General features: G+C 62.7%; 14 protein-coding genes and 1 pseudogene. 9 read left to right on the forward strand and 6 right to left on the reverse strand.

Annotation, left to right across the window (positions count from 1 at the left end):
- Positions 1-80: 80 nt before the first annotated feature.
- Positions 81-392, reverse strand: a complete 312-nt coding sequence (locus QIY50_04615) for a DUF2288 domain-containing protein (protein WGV21530.1) — start codon at positions 390-392, stop codon at positions 81-83.
- Between the two features lie 359 nt (positions 393-751).
- On the opposite strand from QIY50_04615, the gene QIY50_04620 reads away from it, so the two are divergent.
- The 8 genes and pseudogenes from QIY50_04620 to nhaA all read left to right on the forward strand — a co-directional run bounded on the left by QIY50_04620 (position 752) and on the right by nhaA (position 9811).
- Positions 752-1867: a branched-chain amino acid ABC transporter substrate-binding protein gene (locus QIY50_04620; GenBank protein WGV21531.1), complete on the forward strand. Its 1116-nt coding sequence runs from the start codon at positions 752-754 to the stop codon at positions 1865-1867.
- 185 nt (positions 1868-2052) lie between these two features.
- A complete protein-coding gene (gene livH / locus QIY50_04625) occupies positions 2053-2976 on the forward strand; it encodes a high-affinity branched-chain amino acid ABC transporter permease LivH (GenBank protein WGV21532.1) in 924 nt (307 codons plus the stop codon).
- Positions 2973-4229 (forward strand): high-affinity branched-chain amino acid ABC transporter permease LivM, encoded by a 1257-nt coding sequence (locus tag QIY50_04630; protein WGV21533.1) that lies wholly within the window; start codon positions 2973-2975, stop codon positions 4227-4229. Before livH ends, QIY50_04630 begins: the two co-directional genes overlap by 4 nt.
- On the forward strand, positions 4226-4993 hold the full coding sequence (livG, locus tag QIY50_04635; GenBank protein ID WGV21534.1) for a high-affinity branched-chain amino acid ABC transporter ATP-binding protein LivG: 768 nt from the start codon (positions 4226-4228) through the stop codon (positions 4991-4993). The genes QIY50_04630 and livG overlap by 4 nt, the downstream gene beginning before the upstream one ends.
- Entirely contained in the window at positions 4994-5695 is a 702-nt protein-coding gene (locus tag QIY50_04640; GenBank protein ID WGV21535.1) for an ATP-binding cassette domain-containing protein, read from the forward strand.
- Positions 5696-5935: 240 nt separating this feature from the next.
- On the forward strand, positions 5936-6610 hold the full coding sequence (locus tag QIY50_04645; GenBank protein ID WGV21536.1) for a hypothetical protein: 675 nt from the start codon (positions 5936-5938) through the stop codon (positions 6608-6610).
- 103 nt (positions 6611-6713) lie between these two features.
- Entirely contained in the window at positions 6714-8321 is a 1608-nt protein-coding gene (locus QIY50_04650; GenBank protein ID WGV21537.1) for an NAD(P)/FAD-dependent oxidoreductase, read from the forward strand.
- Positions 8322-8634: 313 nt separating this feature from the next.
- Positions 8635-9811 (forward strand): annotated as a pseudogene (gene nhaA, locus QIY50_04655) (Na+/H+ antiporter NhaA).
- A gap of 69 nt (positions 9812-9880) precedes the next feature.
- Here the strand turns inward: nhaA and QIY50_04660 are convergent.
- The gene (locus tag QIY50_04660; protein WGV21538.1) at positions 9881-10345 is read right to left on the reverse strand and encodes a glycine zipper 2TM domain-containing protein; all 465 of its coding nucleotides are present in this window, start codon (positions 10343-10345) and stop codon (positions 9881-9883) included.
- Between the two features lie 146 nt (positions 10346-10491).
- Here QIY50_04660 and QIY50_04665 point away from each other — a divergent pair, with 146 nt between their 5' ends.
- A complete protein-coding gene (locus QIY50_04665; protein ID WGV21539.1) occupies positions 10492-10725 on the forward strand; it encodes a hypothetical protein in 234 nt (77 codons plus the stop codon).
- A gap of 40 nt (positions 10726-10765) precedes the next feature.
- Here QIY50_04665 and pdxH read toward each other — a convergent pair whose 3' ends face one another.
- From pdxH to QIY50_04685, 4 genes are all read right to left on the reverse strand, one after another.
- Positions 10766-11413, reverse strand: a complete 648-nt coding sequence (pdxH, locus tag QIY50_04670; protein WGV21540.1) for a pyridoxamine 5'-phosphate oxidase — start codon at positions 11411-11413, stop codon at positions 10766-10768.
- An 18-nt stretch (positions 11414-11431) separates the two neighbouring features.
- On the reverse strand, positions 11432-12409 hold the full coding sequence (locus tag QIY50_04675) for an OmpA family protein (GenBank protein ID WGV21541.1): 978 nt from the start codon (positions 12407-12409) through the stop codon (positions 11432-11434).
- 99 nt (positions 12410-12508) lie between these two features.
- Positions 12509-13654 carry a serine hydrolase domain-containing protein gene (locus tag QIY50_04680; protein WGV21542.1) on the reverse strand — a complete coding sequence of 382 codons (1146 nt, stop codon included), beginning with the start codon at positions 13652-13654 and terminating at the stop codon, positions 12509-12511.
- 171 nt (positions 13655-13825) lie between these two features.
- Positions 13826-16060, reverse strand: a complete 2235-nt coding sequence (locus tag QIY50_04685) for a beta-galactosidase (GenBank protein WGV21543.1) — start codon at positions 16058-16060, stop codon at positions 13826-13828.
- Positions 16061-16126: the final 66 nt, after the last annotated feature.

Consider the following 16126-nt stretch of genomic DNA (forward strand, 5'->3'; position numbering starts at 1 on the left):
TTGTTACTTACCTCTACCCGCCTTGAACGCCTTCGAGCACCAAAACGGAGCTGCTGCGCATTTTTGCGCACCAAAAACGATCATGCCTCTACCGCGCGCTTCATCTGAATCACGATGAACGGCGAAACCACCACCGCCCAGATCTCTGGATCGCGGCTTTGCAGCTCCTGGGCCTGCTCGGCCGTCACTGGCCCGACAGTGCCATCACTACGCCACTTGGCGAAGATCTCGCTGCGATTCTCGGCCATTGCCTCGGCTACTGCGATCAGGTCCAGGCTTGGGTCGACCCAAATCAGGTCACCCTTGGCCCAGAAACGCTCCAGCGCTTTCCACTCGATGATTGCTGTCTCGCCAAGCAATTTGGCATAGAGGGTGCTTGTTTGATCAGTCATGGGTGGTATCCACAAAAATCGGCCAATAAAAAAGGCCGGCATTTTTGCAGAAAAACCCGGTTTCAAATATGTAATTTGGTCGATTGATCCCGAACGTGTGGGCCGGGGTCGCAGATGCAGGCAGTTTGATGGCGCCTTTCTGTATCTTTGTGTCGATCAAGCGACAACCCAGGAAGCAGGCACTTTTCGACCGCTTTTCAAGCGCTCGAACAGCGCTCTACACTGTACCGGTACAGTTCCGGGACATGTTCCGGGGGAAGGTGGGCTTGCGCGTTGGCATGGCCACGCCGCAAATCCCGCCCGGTCTGTAGCCCTGGCCGCCAGGACTATAAGAATTACAACAGAATGAGTGGAGCACTATGATCAAGATTTCCAAGCTGTTCGCCGCAATGGTTCTGGCAGGGGTAGCCAGCCATTCGTTTGCCGCCGATACCATCAAGATCGGGATCGCAGGTCCAAAGACCGGCCCTGTGACCCAGTACGGCGACATGCAGTTCATCGGCGCAAAGCAAGCCATCAAGGATATCAACGCCGCGGGCGGCGTGGATGGCAAGATGCTCGAAGCCAAGGAATACGACGACGCCTGCGACCCTAAACAGGCCGTTGCAGTCGCCAACAAAGTGGTCAACGACGGCGTCAAGTTTGTCATCGGCCACCTGTGCTCCAGCTCCACCCAGCCTGCGTCCGACATCTACGAAGACGAAGGCGTGATCATGATCACCCCGGCCGCTACCTCGCCGGAAATCACCGCCCGTGGCTACAAGCTGATCTTCCGTACCATTGGCCTGGACAGCGCCCAGGGCCCGGCTGCCGGCAACTACATCGCCGACCACGTCAAGCCGAAGGTGGTCGCCGTCCTGCACGACAAGCAGCAGTACGGTGAAGGCATCGCTACCGCGGTCAAGCAGACCCTGGAAGGCAAAGGCACCAAGGTTGCCGTGTTCGAAGGCCTGAACGCTGGTGACAAGGACTTCTCCTCGATCATCCAGAAGCTCAAGCAGAACAACGTCGACTTCGTCTACTACGGCGGCTACCACCCAGAGCTGGGCCTGATCCTGCGCCAGGCTCAGGAAAAGGGCCTGAAAGCCAAGTTCATGGGCCCGGAAGGCGTAGGCAACGACTCCATTTCGCAGATCGCCCAGAATGCCTCCGAAGGCCTGCTGGTGACCCTGCCGAAGTCGTTCGACGCGGACCCTGCGAACAAGAAGATCGTCGACGCCATCAAGGCTGACGGCAAGGACCCAAGCGGCCCGTTCGTGTTCCCGGCCTACTCGGCTGTCGAGCTGATCGCCCAGGGCATCAAGGCCGCCAAGTCCGAAGACGCCGAGAAGGTGGCCGAGGCCATCCACGCCGGTACCTTCAAAACCCCGACCGGCGACCTTTCCTTCGACGCCAAAGGCGACCTGAAAGACTTCAAGTTCGTGGTCTACGAATGGCACTTCGGCAAGCCGAAGACCGAAGTCTCCCCTCAGTAACTGCGTGACTAATAGCTGACCTAGGAGCCCACTGTGCGAGCAGTGGGCTTTGTTTTACGAGGTTCATGGGCCTGATCCCCGCGATCCGGGGGCGGGTTCACCTGAAAATCTTAAAACCGTCACCCGCGGTTTCCTGGCCGTACCCCCGCCAGCGAAATGCAAATCAGGTTTTTAGGAGCGCTGTAATGCCTGAGATCTACCATTTCTTCCAACAACTGGTTAATGGATTGACCATCGGCAGCACCTATGCCTTGATCGCCATCGGCTACACGATGGTGTACGGCATCATTGGCATGATCAACTTCGCCCACGGCGAGGTTTACATGATCGGTTCCTACGTGGCCTTCATCGCCCTGGCGGGCCTGGCCATGATGGGTATCCATTCGCTGCCGATCCTGATGACCGTCGCCTTCGTCGCGACGATCTTCGTCACCAGTGCCTATGGCTACAGCATCGAACGGGTTGCCTACCGCCCCTTGCGCAACAGCAACCGCCTGATCCCGCTGATTTCCGCCATCGGCATGTCGATCTTCCTGCAGAACACCGTCTTGCTGTCGCAAGACTCCAAGGACAAGTCCATCCCCAACCTGATCCCCGGCAGTTTCTCGTTCGGGCCGGGCGGTGCGGAGGAAGTACTGATCAGCTACATGCAGATCCTGGTGTTCGTGGTCACCCTGGTGGCCATGACCTGCCTCACCCTGTTCATCTCCCGTTCTCGCCTGGGCCGTGCCTGCCGCGCCTGTGCCGAGGACATCAAGATGGCCAACCTGCTGGGCATCAACACCAACAACATCATCGCCCTCACCTTCGTCATCGGTGCCGCCCTGGCGGCGGTGGCGGCCGTGCTGCTGAGCATGCAGTACGGGGTGATCAACCCCAACGCCGGTTTCCTGGTGGGCCTGAAGGCCTTCACCGCGGCGGTGCTGGGTGGCATCGGCAGCATTCCGGGCGCCATGCTCGGCGGGCTGGTGCTGGGCGTGGCCGAAGCGTTCGGTGCCGATATCTTCGGCGACCAGTACAAGGACGTGGTGGCATTCGGCTTGTTGGTTCTTGTCCTGCTATTCCGGCCGACCGGCATCCTGGGCCGCCCGGAGGTTGAAAAAGTATGAACAGAAATCTCAAACAGGCGTTCTTCAGCGCCTTGCTGGTATGGGCCGTGGCCTTCCCGGTGCTGGGCCTGAAACTGAGCATCGACGGCATCAGCCTGGCGGTGCACAGCCAAGGGTCGTTCACCATCAGTATCATCGCCGTGTGTTCGGTGCTGATGTTCCTGCGCGTGCTGTTCGACAAGCAGTGGAACTCGGTGATGGGCCGCCGTTCGGACCGCAAGCTGATCCCGCCGGCTGTCAGCAACTACCTGACCCTGCCGAAAACCCAGCGCTACGTGATCATGGGCCTGATCGTCGCTGCACTGGTGTGGCCGTTCTTCGGCTCGCGCGGTGCGGTAGACATTGCCACGCTGATCCTGATCTACGTGTTGCTGGGCCTGGGCCTGAACATCGTGGTCGGTCTGGCAGGCCTGCTCGACCTGGGTTACGTCGGCTTCTACGCCGTCGGTGCCTACAGCTACGCCATGCTCTCGCACTACCTGGGCTGGAGCTTCTGGGTATGCCTGCCGATCGCCGGCCTGATGGCCGCTACCTTCGGCTTCCTGCTCGGCTTCCCGGTGCTGCGCCTGCGGGGTGACTACCTGGCGATCGTGACCCTCGGCTTCGGCGAGATCATCCGCCTGTTCCTGCGTAACCTCACCGACTGGACGGGCGGCCCCAACGGCATCAGCAACATCCCCAAGCCGGAGCTGTTCGGCCTGACCTTCGAGCGCCGTGCCGCCGAGGGCATGCAGACCTTCCATGAGTTCTTCGGGCTGGAATACAACTCGATCAACAAGGTCATCTTCCTCTACCTGGTGGCCCTGCTGCTGGCCCTGCTGGCGCTGTTCGTGATCAACCGCCTGCTGCGCATGCCGATCGGCCGCGCCTGGGAAGCCCTGCGCGAAGACGAGATCGCCTGCCGTGCACTGGGCCTGAACCCGACCGTGATCAAGCTGTCGGCATTCACCCTGGGCGCCTGCTTCGCCGGTTTCGCCGGCAGCTTCTTCGCTGCGCGCCAGGGCCTGGTGACGCCGGAGTCGTTCACCTTCATCGAGTCGGCGATCATCCTCGCCATCGTCGTGCTCGGCGGCATGGGCTCACAACTGGGCGTGATACTCGCGGCCATCGTGATGATCCTGCTGCCCGAGCTGATGCGTGAGTTCAGCGAATACCGGATGCTGATGTTCGGTGCGCTGATGGTGTTGATGATGATCTGGCGTCCGCAAGGCCTGCTGCCTATGCAACGTCCACACATGGAGCTGCGTCGATGAGCCGCGAAATTTTGCAAGTCAGCGGCCTGAGCATGCGCTTCGGCGGCTTGTTGGCGGTCAACGGCGTGGGCCTGACCGTCAAGGAAAAACAGGTGGTGGCACTGATTGGCCCGAACGGTGCCGGCAAGACCACCGTGTTCAACTGCCTGACCGGTTTCTACAAGCCCAGCGGCGGCACCATCCTGCTCGATGGCCAGCCGATCCAGGGCCTGGCCGGGCACCAGATCGCCCGCAAAGGCGTGGTGCGGACCTTCCAGAACGTGCGCCTGTTCAAGGAAATGACCGCGCTGGAAAACCTGCTGATTGCCCAGCACCGCCACCTGAACACCAACTTCTTCGCCGGCCTGTTCAAGACCCCGAACTTCCGCCGCAGCGAGAAGGAGGCCATGGAGCGCGCGCAGTACTGGCTGGAGAAGGTCAACCTGACCGAGTTCGCCAACCGTACCGCCGGCACTCTCGCCTACGGCCAGCAGCGCCGCCTGGAAATCGCCCGCTGCATGATGACCCAGCCACGCATCATCATGCTCGACGAACCGGCAGCGGGCCTGAACCCGAAGGAGACCGAAGACCTCAAGGCGCTGATCGCCTACCTGCGTGAGTCGCACAACGTCACCGTGCTGCTGATCGAGCACGACATGAAGTTGGTGATGAGCATTTCCGACCATATCGTGGTGATCAACCAGGGCACCCCCCTGGCCCACGGCACGCCGGAAGAGATCCGCGACAACCCTGAAGTGATCAAAGCCTACCTGGGGGAAGCGTAAATGCTGAAGTTCGAGAACGTTTCCACCTTCTACGGCAAGATCCAGGCGCTGCACAGCGTCAACGTGGAGATCAACCAGGGCGAAATCGTTACCCTGATCGGCGCCAACGGTGCCGGCAAATCGACCTTGCTGATGACCCTGTGCGGCTCGCCGCAGGCGCACAGCGGCAGCATCAAGTACCTGGGTGAAGAACTGGTCGGCCAGCCTTCCTCGCACATCATGCGCAAAAGCATTGCGGTGGTACCGGAAGGCCGCCGTGTGTTCTCCCGCCTGACCGTCGAGGAAAACCTGGCGATGGGTGGCTTCTTCACCGACAAGGGCGATTACCAGGAGCAGCTGGACAAGGTGCTGCAGCTGTTCCCGCGCCTGAAGGAGCGTTATATCCAGCGTGGCGGCACCATGTCCGGTGGCGAGCAGCAGATGCTCGCCATTGGCCGGGCGCTGATGAGCAAGCCCAAGCTGTTGCTGCTCGACGAGCCCTCGCTGGGCCTGGCGCCGATCATCATCCAGCAGATCTTCGACATCATCGAACAGCTGCGCCGTGATGGCGTGACGGTGTTCCTGGTGGAGCAGAACGCCAACCAGGCGCTGAAGATCGCTGACCGGGCGTATGTGCTGGAGAACGGCCGGGTGGTGATGCAAGGGACCGGTGAAGCACTGTTGACCGACCCGAAGGTGCGCGACGCGTACCTGGGGGGTTGATCGGGAAAAGGGCCATCTACTGGCCCTTTTTTCTACCTGTCAGAAATGTATTGCCTGTGCTGGCCCTATCGCCGGCAAGCCAGCTCCCACAGGCCCCCACAACTTTCAGGAACGGTGGGGTACCTGTGGGAGCTGGCTTGCCGGCGATAGGGCCAGTACAGGCAACCATTAACTTGAGATCCGCCGCCAGCCTGCGTAACGTGGCCAGCTTTCACGGCAAAGATCCCCGGAGCCCGCCCCATGCGCCTCACCCCCACCCTGCTGCTCACCGCCCTGCTGCCCCTGTTCGCCGGCTGCCAGCTCATGGCTGACGCCCCCAGCGATCCGAACATCGGCACCACGCGCATGCAGGGCGAGCTGCGTGCCGCCGGTGGCCAGCTGCTGTTCAGGCCATGCAGCGAGAACCGCACTTTCGTGATCAACGACATCGGCGCCACCGGCATCCTGCAGGAAGCCGCCAACCTCGCCAAGGACGCCAACGACAAGCTTTTCGCCGACGTCCGTGGCCGCCTCACCGGCAGCAAGCAGGCCAACAACGACGGCCAGCTGGAAGTACGTCGCCTGTACCGCCTGGAACCCTCGACCCGCGCCTGCGAAGACCCCAACTTCAGGCAGCTGACCCTGCGCGCCAATGGCCACGAGCCGGAGTGGGACATCAAGGCCAGCGGCAAAGGCATGGTACTCAACCGCGTCGGCCAGGACCCCCTGCCCCTGCCCTTCCTGGAAGAAGAAGTGCCCGGCGGCGGCCTGACCCTGACCAGCGAAGCCAACGGCCAGCACGTGGAGCTGTGGGTCGCACCTCAGCGCTGCGTAGACACCGCCACCGGTGCCATCCACCACCTGCGCGCCGAATTGCGCATCGACGGCAAGACCCTGCAGGGCTGCGGTTACTACGGCGGTGCGCGCGACAACTGATCGCCGGGCGCTTTTATCCTGCCAGTCGAGGCGGCGAACAGCTTATACTTGGCGGTTTGTGTAAAGCCGCCGGCCGCCCATGGCCGGGATACTGGACCCTGCCATGCTACGAATCACCGAACTGAAGCTGCCCCTGGACCATCCCGACGAAGCCCTGCGTGAAGCTATCGTCCAGCGCCTGGGCATCCGCGAAGAGCAACTGCTCAGCTTCAACCTGTTCAAGCGCAGCTACGATGCGCGCAAGAAGAACAGCGAACTGCTGTTCATCTATACCATCGACTTGGAAGCCAGCAACGAAGCCGAACTGCTCAGCAAGTTCGCCGACGATCGCAACATCGGCCCGGCGCCAGACGTAACCTACAAGTTCGTCGGCCAGGCCCCGGCCGACCTGCAGGAGCGCCCGATCGTGGTCGGCTTCGGCCCGTGCGGCATTTTCGCTGGCCTGTTGCTGGCGCAGATGGGCTTCAAGCCGATCATTCTCGAACGTGGCAAGGAAGTACGTCAGCGCACCAAGGACACCTGGGGCCTGTGGCGCAAGAGCGTGCTCAACCCCGAGTCCAACGTGCAGTTCGGCGAAGGCGGCGCCGGCACCTTCTCCGACGGCAAGCTGTACAGCCAGATCAAGGACCCGCAGCATCACGGCCGCAAAGTGCTGGAAGAGTTCGTCAAGGCCGGAGCGCCGGACGAGATCCTGTACATCAACAAGCCGCACATCGGTACCTTCCGCCTCACCGGCATGGTCGAGCAGATGCGTCAGGACATGATCGCCCTGGGTGCCGAAGTGCGCTTCCAGCAGAAGGTCACCGACCTGCTGATCGAAGATGGCCAGCTGACCGGCGTGGTGCTGGAAAGCGGCGAACAGCTGCATTCGCGCCATGTGGTACTGGCCCTGGGCCACAGTGCCCGCGACACCTTCCGCATGCTGCACGCCAAGGGCGTGTACATGGAAGCCAAGCCGTTTTCGGTGGGCTTCCGTATCGAACACCCGCAAACACTGATCGACAAGGCGCGCCTGGGCAAGTACGCCGGCCACCCGAAACTCGGTGCCGCCGACTACAAGCTGGTGTACCACGCCAAAAACGGCCGATCGGTGTACAGCTTCTGCATGTGCCCGGGCGGCACCGTGGTAGCCGCCACCAGCGAACCGGGCCGGGTGGTTACCAACGGCATGAGCCAGTACTCGCGTAACGAGCGCAACGCCAACTCCGGCATCGTCGTCGGCATCGACCCCGAGCGCGATTACCCGGGCGGCCCGCTGGCCGGCATCGAGTTGCAGGAACGCCTGGAAGCCCACGCCTACGTGATGGGTGGCAGCAACTACCAGGCTCCGGCGCAACTGGTGGGTGACTTCGTTGCCGGCCGGCCATCGACTGCGCTGGGCAGTGTCGAGCCGTCCTACAAGCCGGGCGTGACCCTGGGCGACCTGGCGCCGAGCCTGCCGGACTTCGCCATCGAGGCTATCCGCGAAGCGCTGCCGGCGTTCGACCGGCAGATCAAAGGCTACAACCTGCATGATGCGGTGCTGACCGGGATCGAGACGCGCACCTCGTCGCCGCTGCGCATTACCCGCGGTGAGGACTTCCAGAGCCTGAACCTGAAGGGGCTGTTCCCGGCGGGTGAAGGGGCCGGCTATGCGGGCGGGATCCTGTCGGCCGGTGTCGACGGGATTCGCATTGCCGAGGCAGTGGCGCGGGATATGCTCGGCCTCTGATACTTTATTGCCTGCCAGGGCCCTTTCGCGGGCTCGCCCGCTCCCACAGGTGCCGCGCCAGATCTGAATGTGGCGCGGTACCTGTGGGAGCGGGCAAGCCCGCGAAGGGGCCCTGACAGGAATCAGAATTATCCAACCCAGACATCAGACTCTCCCTCCCCCTTCCTTCCCCATTTCCATCTAGGCTTCCCTCAGCCCAGCCAGCAACACCATATAACAAAAACGAATATGGTTTTTATTTGAAAGCATATCGTCACAGGCTAGGGTGTACCCCCCGTTCCATCGTTAACTGCTCATGGAGAGCCCATAGCCCGTGCGTAGCCTGTTAACCCGTTTCATCCAGCTCGAAGCCGCCAGCGGCCTGCTACTGATTGCTGCGGCCATCCTGGCCCTGGTCATCAACAATTCACCGCTGTCCTACCTGTACAGCGGCCTGCTCGACGTGCCCGTCGCCGTCCAGGTCGGCGCTCTGCACATTGCCAAGCCGTTGCTGCTGTGGATCAACGACGGGCTGATGGCCCTGTTCCTTCCTGCTCATCGGCCTTGAGGTCAAGCGCGAGGTTGTCGACGGCCACCTGTCCAAGCCCTCGCAGGTCATCCTGCCTGCCACCGCTGCCGTGGGCGGCATGGTAATACCTGCACTGATCTACTGGTTCATCAACCGTGACAACCCCGCGGCCGTGGCCGGCTGGGCGATCCCCACCGCCACCGATATCGCTTTTGCCCTCGGTGTGCTGGCCCTGCTGGGCAAGCGCGTGCCGGTGTCACTGAAACTGTTCCTGATGACCCTGGCGATCATTGACGACCTGGGTGCGATCATCGTCATTGCGCTCTTCTACTCGGGCACCCTGTCGAGCATGTCACTGCTGCTTGCCGCCATTTGCCTGATAGTGCTGGTGGCCATGAACCGGCTCGGCGTGGTCAAACTTGGCCCATACATGGTCGTTGGCCTGATCCTGTGGGTTTGCGTGCTCAAGAGCGGCGTGCATGCCACCCTGGCTGGTGTGGCCCTGGCCCTGTGTATCCCGCTGCGCACGCGCCATCCCGAACGCTCACCGTCGCTCGCCCTGGAACACGCCCTGCATCCCTGGGTCGCCTACGCCATCCTGCCGCTGTTCGCGTTCGCCAATGCCGGTGTATCGCTGGCAGGCATGACCGTGGAAAGCTTCACCCACCCGGTGCCGCTGGGTATCGCCGCCGGGCTGTTGCTGGGCAAGACCGTGGGTGTGTTCGGCCTGACCTGGGTCGCGGTCAAGCTGCGCCTGGCCGCACTGCCTGTTGGCTCCAGTTGGGGGCAATTGCTGGGTGTGGCGATACTCTGCGGTATCGGCTTCACCATGAGCCTGTTCGTTGGCTCGCTCGCGTTTGTGCCTGGCAGCAGTGAATACGCGGGGATGGACCGCATGGGAATCCTCACCGGTTCGTTCTTCGCCGCCGTTATCGGCTATGCGATAACCGCCATGGCCAGCCGCAAGCCCAGTATCGGCTGACTTGGCCACTGCATGAAAAAACCCCGACTGGCGAGCACCATGTCGGGGTTTTTTCTTGTTGCGCTACGGTCAGTGCGTGACGCGGCTGGTACCGTCGACGGTCATGATACGCACACGGTCGCCAACGCGGAAGATCTCGTTCTGCTGCACAGCCTGCACATAGGCACGCATGCTGCCATCGTCCTCACGCACGGTGATTTCGACACCCTGGGTACGCGTCAGGCCTTCTTCGGCGGCAGACCCGGCCAAGCCACCGGCAACGGCACCGATCACGGCGGCGACGATGCTGCCACGACCACCGCCCACGGCGCTGCCGGCCACGCCACCGACGATGGCACCAGCACCACCGCCGATCGGGGTCTTGGTACCCTCGATCTTGACCGGACGCAGGGATTCGATGGTGCCCATACGCACGGTTTGCACACGGCGGGCCTCATCACGGGAGTAGCTGTCACCGGTCAGGCTCGAGGCACAGCCACCCAGCAACAGCGACATGGTGGTAAAGGTTGCCACCAGCAAAGCGGATTTACGCATGGGTAAGGTCTCCATAAGTCAGGTGCTCATTAGACGCTGCAGGTTGACGGCTGTCACGGTACAAACGTAATAAAATTGTTTTCATTCAGCCGAGGTACAGCCGGCGAGGCTGTATCGAGGCCTTTCAAGTGAGACCAAGGATAGCCATGGATTACTTCATCGTCGTGGTCACAACGGTTGCGGGGCTGTATTTCCACTGGTGGCTGTATGTGCGCACGCGCCACTGGATGGACCGTGACCTGGCGTTGTCACTGGCTGGTTCGGACCCCGGAAAACGCGCGTACATGCTGCAAAGGCTGGAGCAAGCACGGCTGGAGAAGGTGGGGCGCAAGCAGTTGGCGGGGTGGTTGGAGCGGGAGGCTGCGGGATATCCGGGGTAGCGTTGTGTCATGAAAGGGCCGCAAAGCGGCCCCTACAATCTCAGGGCGCCAGCCGCTCCCGCAGCCATTGCCCATCCACCAGTCGGTAGTTCAGTCGGTCATGCAGGCGGCTGGCCCGTCCCTGCCAGAACTCGATGCGTTCAGGCAGCAACCGATACCCACCCCAATGCTCAGGGCAATGCGGCTGGGTGTCGGAGAAGCGCGCCTCGGTGGCCTTGACCAGCCCCTCCAGCTCCTCACGGCCAGCAATTACCCGGCTCTGTGGCGAAGCCCAGGCCCCTAGACGACTGCCCAGCGGGCGCACCTGGTAGTAGGCGTCCGACTCTTCGGCCGTGACCTTTTCCACCCGCCCTTCGATGCGTACCTGGCGCTCCAGCGCTGGCCAGAAGAAGGTCATGGCGGCGAAGGGGTTAACCAGCAGTTGCTGGCCCTTGGCACTGTCATAGTTGGTGAAGAAGGTGAATCCACGCTCATCGAGCCCTTTCAGTAGCAAAACGCGGCAGTGAGGGCGGCCTTCACCATCGACAGTGGCCAACGTCATGGCGTTCGCTTCCACCGGTACCTGCTCGGTTTTCACCGCATCGGCGAACCACTGGTGGAACAGGGCGAACGGCTCCCCCGGGGCCTGGGCTTCAGCCAGACCATCACGGGTGTAGTCGCGGCGCATATCGGCCAGGGATTGGGTCATTGCTGCGTTCCTTGACGATCAGTTGGTCTTCGCAGGGCTATTGGCAGCTACTTTCTTGTCAGCGGTAGCTTTCTTGGCGACGGGCTTGACCGGCGCGGCTTTTTTCTTGGCCGTGGTCTTGGCTGGCGCCTTGGCCTTGGCTTTGGTAGCAGGCTTCTTCGCCGCTGCCTTGGTGGCCGGCTTGCTGTCGGCAGCCTTGACGGCAGGCGCCTTGACGTCCTGTACCGCCACCATCGGGGCCCGCGCAGGGGCGGCTTGCTGGTACTTGGCCAGCAGGGCGACCATGGTGTTCTGCGGGGTCAACAGCATTTCCACACGGCGGTTCAGGGCACGGCCCTCGGCGCTGTCGTTGGCAGCGCGCGGCATTTCCGAACCCATGCCCTTGAGGTTCAGGCGGTCACGCTGCAGGCCGCTGAGGCGGAAGATCGCCGACACCGAAGCGGCGCGCTCCAGGCTGAGCTTCTGGTTGGCCGCAGCGACACCGCTGCTGTCGGCATGGCCAAGCACCAGTACTGCGGTCTTGGCATCGCCCTCGACAGTCTTGGCCACCCGGGTGATCGGGCCCAAGGTCATCGGCAGCAGCATGTTCGGACGATCAGGGTTGTACGAGCTGTCCACCGGGATGGTTACAGCCAGCACGTTATCACGGCGCTCCAGCTCCAGCTTGCTGCCCTTGATAGCCTCACGCAGCTTGGGCTCGTACTCGTCCAGCCAGGCCTGGGTAGCCTTCTGGTCGATCTTCGGTACAACCGGCCCTTTGGCCTGCTTCTCTTCACCGCCGAACGGCCACCACCAACGGCTGGCATTCTCGGACTTGGCGTCGGCCTTGGCCACGTTTTCAGTGACGGCTTGCTTCACTTCCTGCTCGGCAACCTTGTCCGAACCGAAGGGCCACCAGCTCGAGGCGCTGTCCTTCGAGCCGTCCTGGGGGTGACTGGCGCAGCCGGTAACGGCGGTCAGGCACAGGGCGAGTGCTAAGGTTTTGTGTGAAGACATCAGCGATACACCATGAAATAGAAAGAAATTTTGGCTACGCCCTTAAGGCGTTGGCAATGAGGATAGTCAAAGGGCTGGGGCAACACCCGCATTACCCGATCAAAGGCAGCTGGCAAGGACACGTACCAGTTTCTGGGCGCGCGGGTCCATGAGCACATACGGGCCAAGGGTATTGACCACGAAACCGAAGGCGACATCGAATTCCGGGTCAGCGAAACCGACCGAACCACCAGCGCCTGGGTGGCCGAAAGCGCGGGCCCCGAGGCCAAAGGTGGCGTTGGCCACGTCGGGCTGGTCAAGCATGCAGCCCAGGCCAAAACGGGTCTGGGTGAGCAGGGTGCGATCCTGGCCGAGGCTGTGCTCACGGGTCAGTTCGTCGAGCAGCTCGGATTCGAGCAGGCTACCGTCCAGTAACCCGGCATAGAAGCCAGCCAGGCTGCGCGCATTGCCATGCCCATTGGCCGCTGGCTGCTGCATGCGCCGCCATTCCGGCTTGTTGGTGCTGGTCAGGATCGCCGGCGGGTTGGTGAAGGCACGGGTGGACAGGGCCTCGGGCTCGCGCAGGGTCACCTGCAGCAGGCGCTGGGCCGCAGCGTCGCCGGCGTTGCCCTTGCCACGGGCGATATGCGCCACGCGATGGAACTCGTCGTCCGCCAGGCCAATATGAAAATCCAGCCCCAACGGCTTCGCGGTACGGGCAACGATCGAGTCGCCGGGGCCCCGGCCATCGGCACGGCGGATCAGCTCGCCGATAAGCCAGCCGTAGGTGATGGCGGCATAGCCGTGCTCGGTCCCCGGTGTCCACCAGGGCGTTTCGGCAGCCAGCGCATCGACCATGGCCTGCCAGTCATACAGCGCCTCGGCCGGCAGCAGTTCACGGATGGCTGGCAAACCGGCACGGTGGCTGAGCAACTGGCGCAGAGTGATCGCCTGTTTGCCGGCCTGGGCAAACTCGGGCCAGTAATTGGCCACCGGGGCATCCAGAGCCAGCTTGCCCTCGCCAACCAGTTGCAGGGCAGTGACAGCGGTGAAGGTCTTGGTGCAGGAGAACAGGTTGGCGATGGTGTCGCTGTGCCAGGCCTGCTGGCCGTCCTTGTCGGCGCTGCCGGCCCACAGGTCGACCACGGTTTCGCCACCGACCTGGATGCACAGCGCGGCGCCACGCTCCTGGGGATCATCGAACAGCGCGGTGAAGGCTTCGCGCACTGCTTCGAACTTCAGCTCATAGTGACCCTGGATCTGCACCCGCTGTTCTCCGTACGACCATTTCCGAAAATGGTGTGCATTGTTTCAGTAGTTTGGCGTTTTGCAAACCGGCTTGGGCTGGGTGGTCGCGACGAATGGTAGCCAAGCTGGACTTACTGTCTTGCTCAAAATCCCAAACCATGTGCCGCTCCCACAAGATATGTGCACTAGTCAGGGAATCGGCTTTTCCAGTTGGGCACGCAGCTGGCTCATTGCCTGCAAGTTGCTCTTGCGCACGGCATCGACAAACCCCGGGTATGGCATATCGGTGATCGCTACCAGCCCAAGGTGGCCGTTCTCACCATCGAGCAGGCGCCCGCTGGCCGGCTGGTCAAGGTACTGGAACCAGTGCGCGCCAACGATCATCGGCTGCGCCAGCGCCGCCTTGAGGAAGTTGCCGTAGGCCGGGCCACGGTCTTCTTCCCGTGCCACTTCCAGCGGCCCCGGCCAGAACGGCCCGCGATCGCGGGAGCCAAACTGGAATTCGGACACCAGCACCGGCTTGTCCAGCTCGGCCAGGCGGGCGAAGTCGTAGCCGTCCTGCGGCTTGAGGGTATAGAAGTTGAAGCTGAGCACATCACAGAATTCGGCGCAGGCCTTGACCGCCTCCGGCGTGCTCACGGCATAGCGGCCGCCCAGCAACAAGTGATTGGGCGCATGCCACTTCAACGAGTCGGCAATGGTCCTGAAATAGGTTTCGGCGAATACCTGCTGGAAGTGCTGGTAGTCACGCTCGATTTCCGGGTGCTCCGGGTCGGGCAACGGTGCCTCGAAGCCCGGGTCCTCCATCAGTTCCCAGGCGGTCAGCTCGATACCCCAGGCCCTGGACAGCCCTTCCTGGTTACGGTACTTGTCGCGCAACTGCTTGAGGAAGGCGCGCTTGGCCGGCACATCGGTGGTCAGGCGCAAGGTCCCATAGGCCAGACCGTAACGCGCCTTGGGGTCGCTACCAGGGGCGGCCCAGGCCAGTTCGTTGTCGGCGAAATAGCCGATCAGCCAGGGGTCGTCACGGTGATCGCGGGCAGCAATGGCCACGGCGCGCTCGGTAGCCATGGCGAAACGCGGGTCGAACGGGTCGGGCATGCGGCCCCACCAGTCCATGCCGGTGCTGATGCTGGCGTAATCGCCCACGATCGATAGCGGCAAGGTGTACGGCATGCGCCTGGCCTGGCCCAGGGCCGGCTCGCTCCAGTTGCCCAGCGTATTGAAACCCCAGGCCTGCAGGCGGTCGAGCGCATGCGCCTGCCAACGGGCGGCATCCAGCACCAACGGCGCGCAGTTGGCCGGTTGCCCCTCAACTGCCGGTGGGCAGGGTTTGCCATAGGTACGCTGCAGGTTGGCGGCATAAAAGTCGAACCAGCGCCCCTGTTTGAAATTGCGCCCTTGCGACGACGCGTTGCCGTCGTCGTTATTGCCGTCGCCATAAAATGCCGCCAGTGCATCGCCCTCGCCCGGCAAGGCTTTGAACATCCCTTCCCGCCCGGCAACGTAGGTTCGCCCGCCGTCCGCGGCCACGGCATTCACCCCCAGGGAATAGAACGGGTGCCCCTCGGGCGTTACCAGATACCAGCGGCCATCACGTTTTTCCGTGCGGAAGAAACCTTTGGCCGCGAACGCCGGCCCGGCCAGCAGGCCACCGTACGTGTCCAGTTGCTGCTTGCCACGCTCCGCCAGCCAGCCTTTGAGCTGTTGCTGCTCCCGTACATCGGCCGCCTTGAGCTGCTCGTCACTGGCAACCTTCTCGGGCCAATGGCCGCGGGTGGACTGGCCATAGGCATCGATCAGCGCGTGGTAGGCCGCCTTGTAGGCCTGGTCGTCATCCTGGATGCCCACCCGCTCGATCAGCAGGTTCTGCGCCACCTTGGGGTTGGGAATGCTCAGGCTGAGGGAGGCCACCTGCCTGAGGTCGACTGCGCCGGTACTGCTGGTCAGCAGCAGGCGCTGGCCAGCATGGTTCCAGGGCATCGGCGGGCCAGCGCGCATGCCCTGGCTCAGCGGCGAGCTGGCCATCAGCGGTACCATCACGGTCTGTGCAGGGCCGGCCGGCAAGTCAATGCGGCTGGTCAACATGCGGCCATCACTGCCCTGCACCACGACATCCACGGTCAGCGCCCAATCCATCGCGCTCTGCAGGCGCAGGGTCAGGAATTGCCCGCCGGACCAGTCCCACACGCCGTTTTGCGGGGTCAGCCGCAGGGTCGGCCGCTGGGCCGGGTTGAACACCACGCGCCGCAACACTTCGCCTTCGGCCGTCTGCTCCGCGTTGTACTGCGGCATGCCGGCATCCTCGGTCGCCACATTGACCACCGAGGCCGGGCGCACGAAACTGAACAGCGTCTGCTGCCCAGCCAGCAAGGGCGAACTGAACAACAGGGCGAAAACGGCGGGCAGGGTGCGGCGGACCATAAGGCTGGGGCTCTCCTTCAGGGCCCTCATGGCCCACGACTGAGTAATGGACAACGCGCCGGAGCA

It is taken from the genome of Pseudomonas putida (assembly GCA_029953615.1).
GTDB lineage: Bacteria > Pseudomonadota > Gammaproteobacteria > Pseudomonadales > Pseudomonadaceae > Aquipseudomonas.

Bases quoted from the DNA above. Each gene is read 5' to 3' on its own strand.
- QIY50_04675 (WGV21541.1), bottom strand. From the start codon at position 12,409: ATGTCTTCACACAAAACCTTAGCACTCGCCCTGTGCCTGACCGCCGTT.
- QIY50_04650 (WGV21537.1), top strand. From the start codon at position 6,714: ATGCTACGAATCACCGAACTGAAGCTGCCCCTGGACCATCCCGACGAA.
- livH (WGV21532.1), top strand. From the start codon at position 2,053: ATGCCTGAGATCTACCATTTCTTCCAACAACTGGTTAATGGATTGACC.
- QIY50_04685 (WGV21543.1), bottom strand. From the start codon at position 16,060: ATGGTCCGCCGCACCCTGCCCGCCGTTTTCGCCCTGTTGTTCAGTTCG.
- QIY50_04640 (WGV21535.1), top strand. From the start codon at position 4,994: ATGCTGAAGTTCGAGAACGTTTCCACCTTCTACGGCAAGATCCAGGCG.
- QIY50_04630 (WGV21533.1), top strand. From the start codon at position 2,973: ATGAACAGAAATCTCAAACAGGCGTTCTTCAGCGCCTTGCTGGTATGG.
- QIY50_04645 (WGV21536.1), top strand. From the start codon at position 5,936: ATGCGCCTCACCCCCACCCTGCTGCTCACCGCCCTGCTGCCCCTGTTC.
- livG (WGV21534.1), top strand. From the start codon at position 4,226: ATGAGCCGCGAAATTTTGCAAGTCAGCGGCCTGAGCATGCGCTTCGGC.
- QIY50_04620 (WGV21531.1), top strand. From the start codon at position 752: ATGATCAAGATTTCCAAGCTGTTCGCCGCAATGGTTCTGGCAGGGGTA.
- QIY50_04665 (WGV21539.1), top strand. From the start codon at position 10,492: ATGGATTACTTCATCGTCGTGGTCACAACGGTTGCGGGGCTGTATTTC.
- QIY50_04660 (WGV21538.1), bottom strand. From the start codon at position 10,345: ATGCGTAAATCCGCTTTGCTGGTGGCAACCTTTACCACCATGTCGCTG.
- QIY50_04615 (WGV21530.1), bottom strand. From the start codon at position 392: ATGACTGATCAAACAAGCACCCTCTATGCCAAATTGCTTGGCGAGACA.
- pdxH (WGV21540.1), bottom strand. From the start codon at position 11,413: ATGACCCAATCCCTGGCCGATATGCGCCGCGACTACACCCGTGATGGT.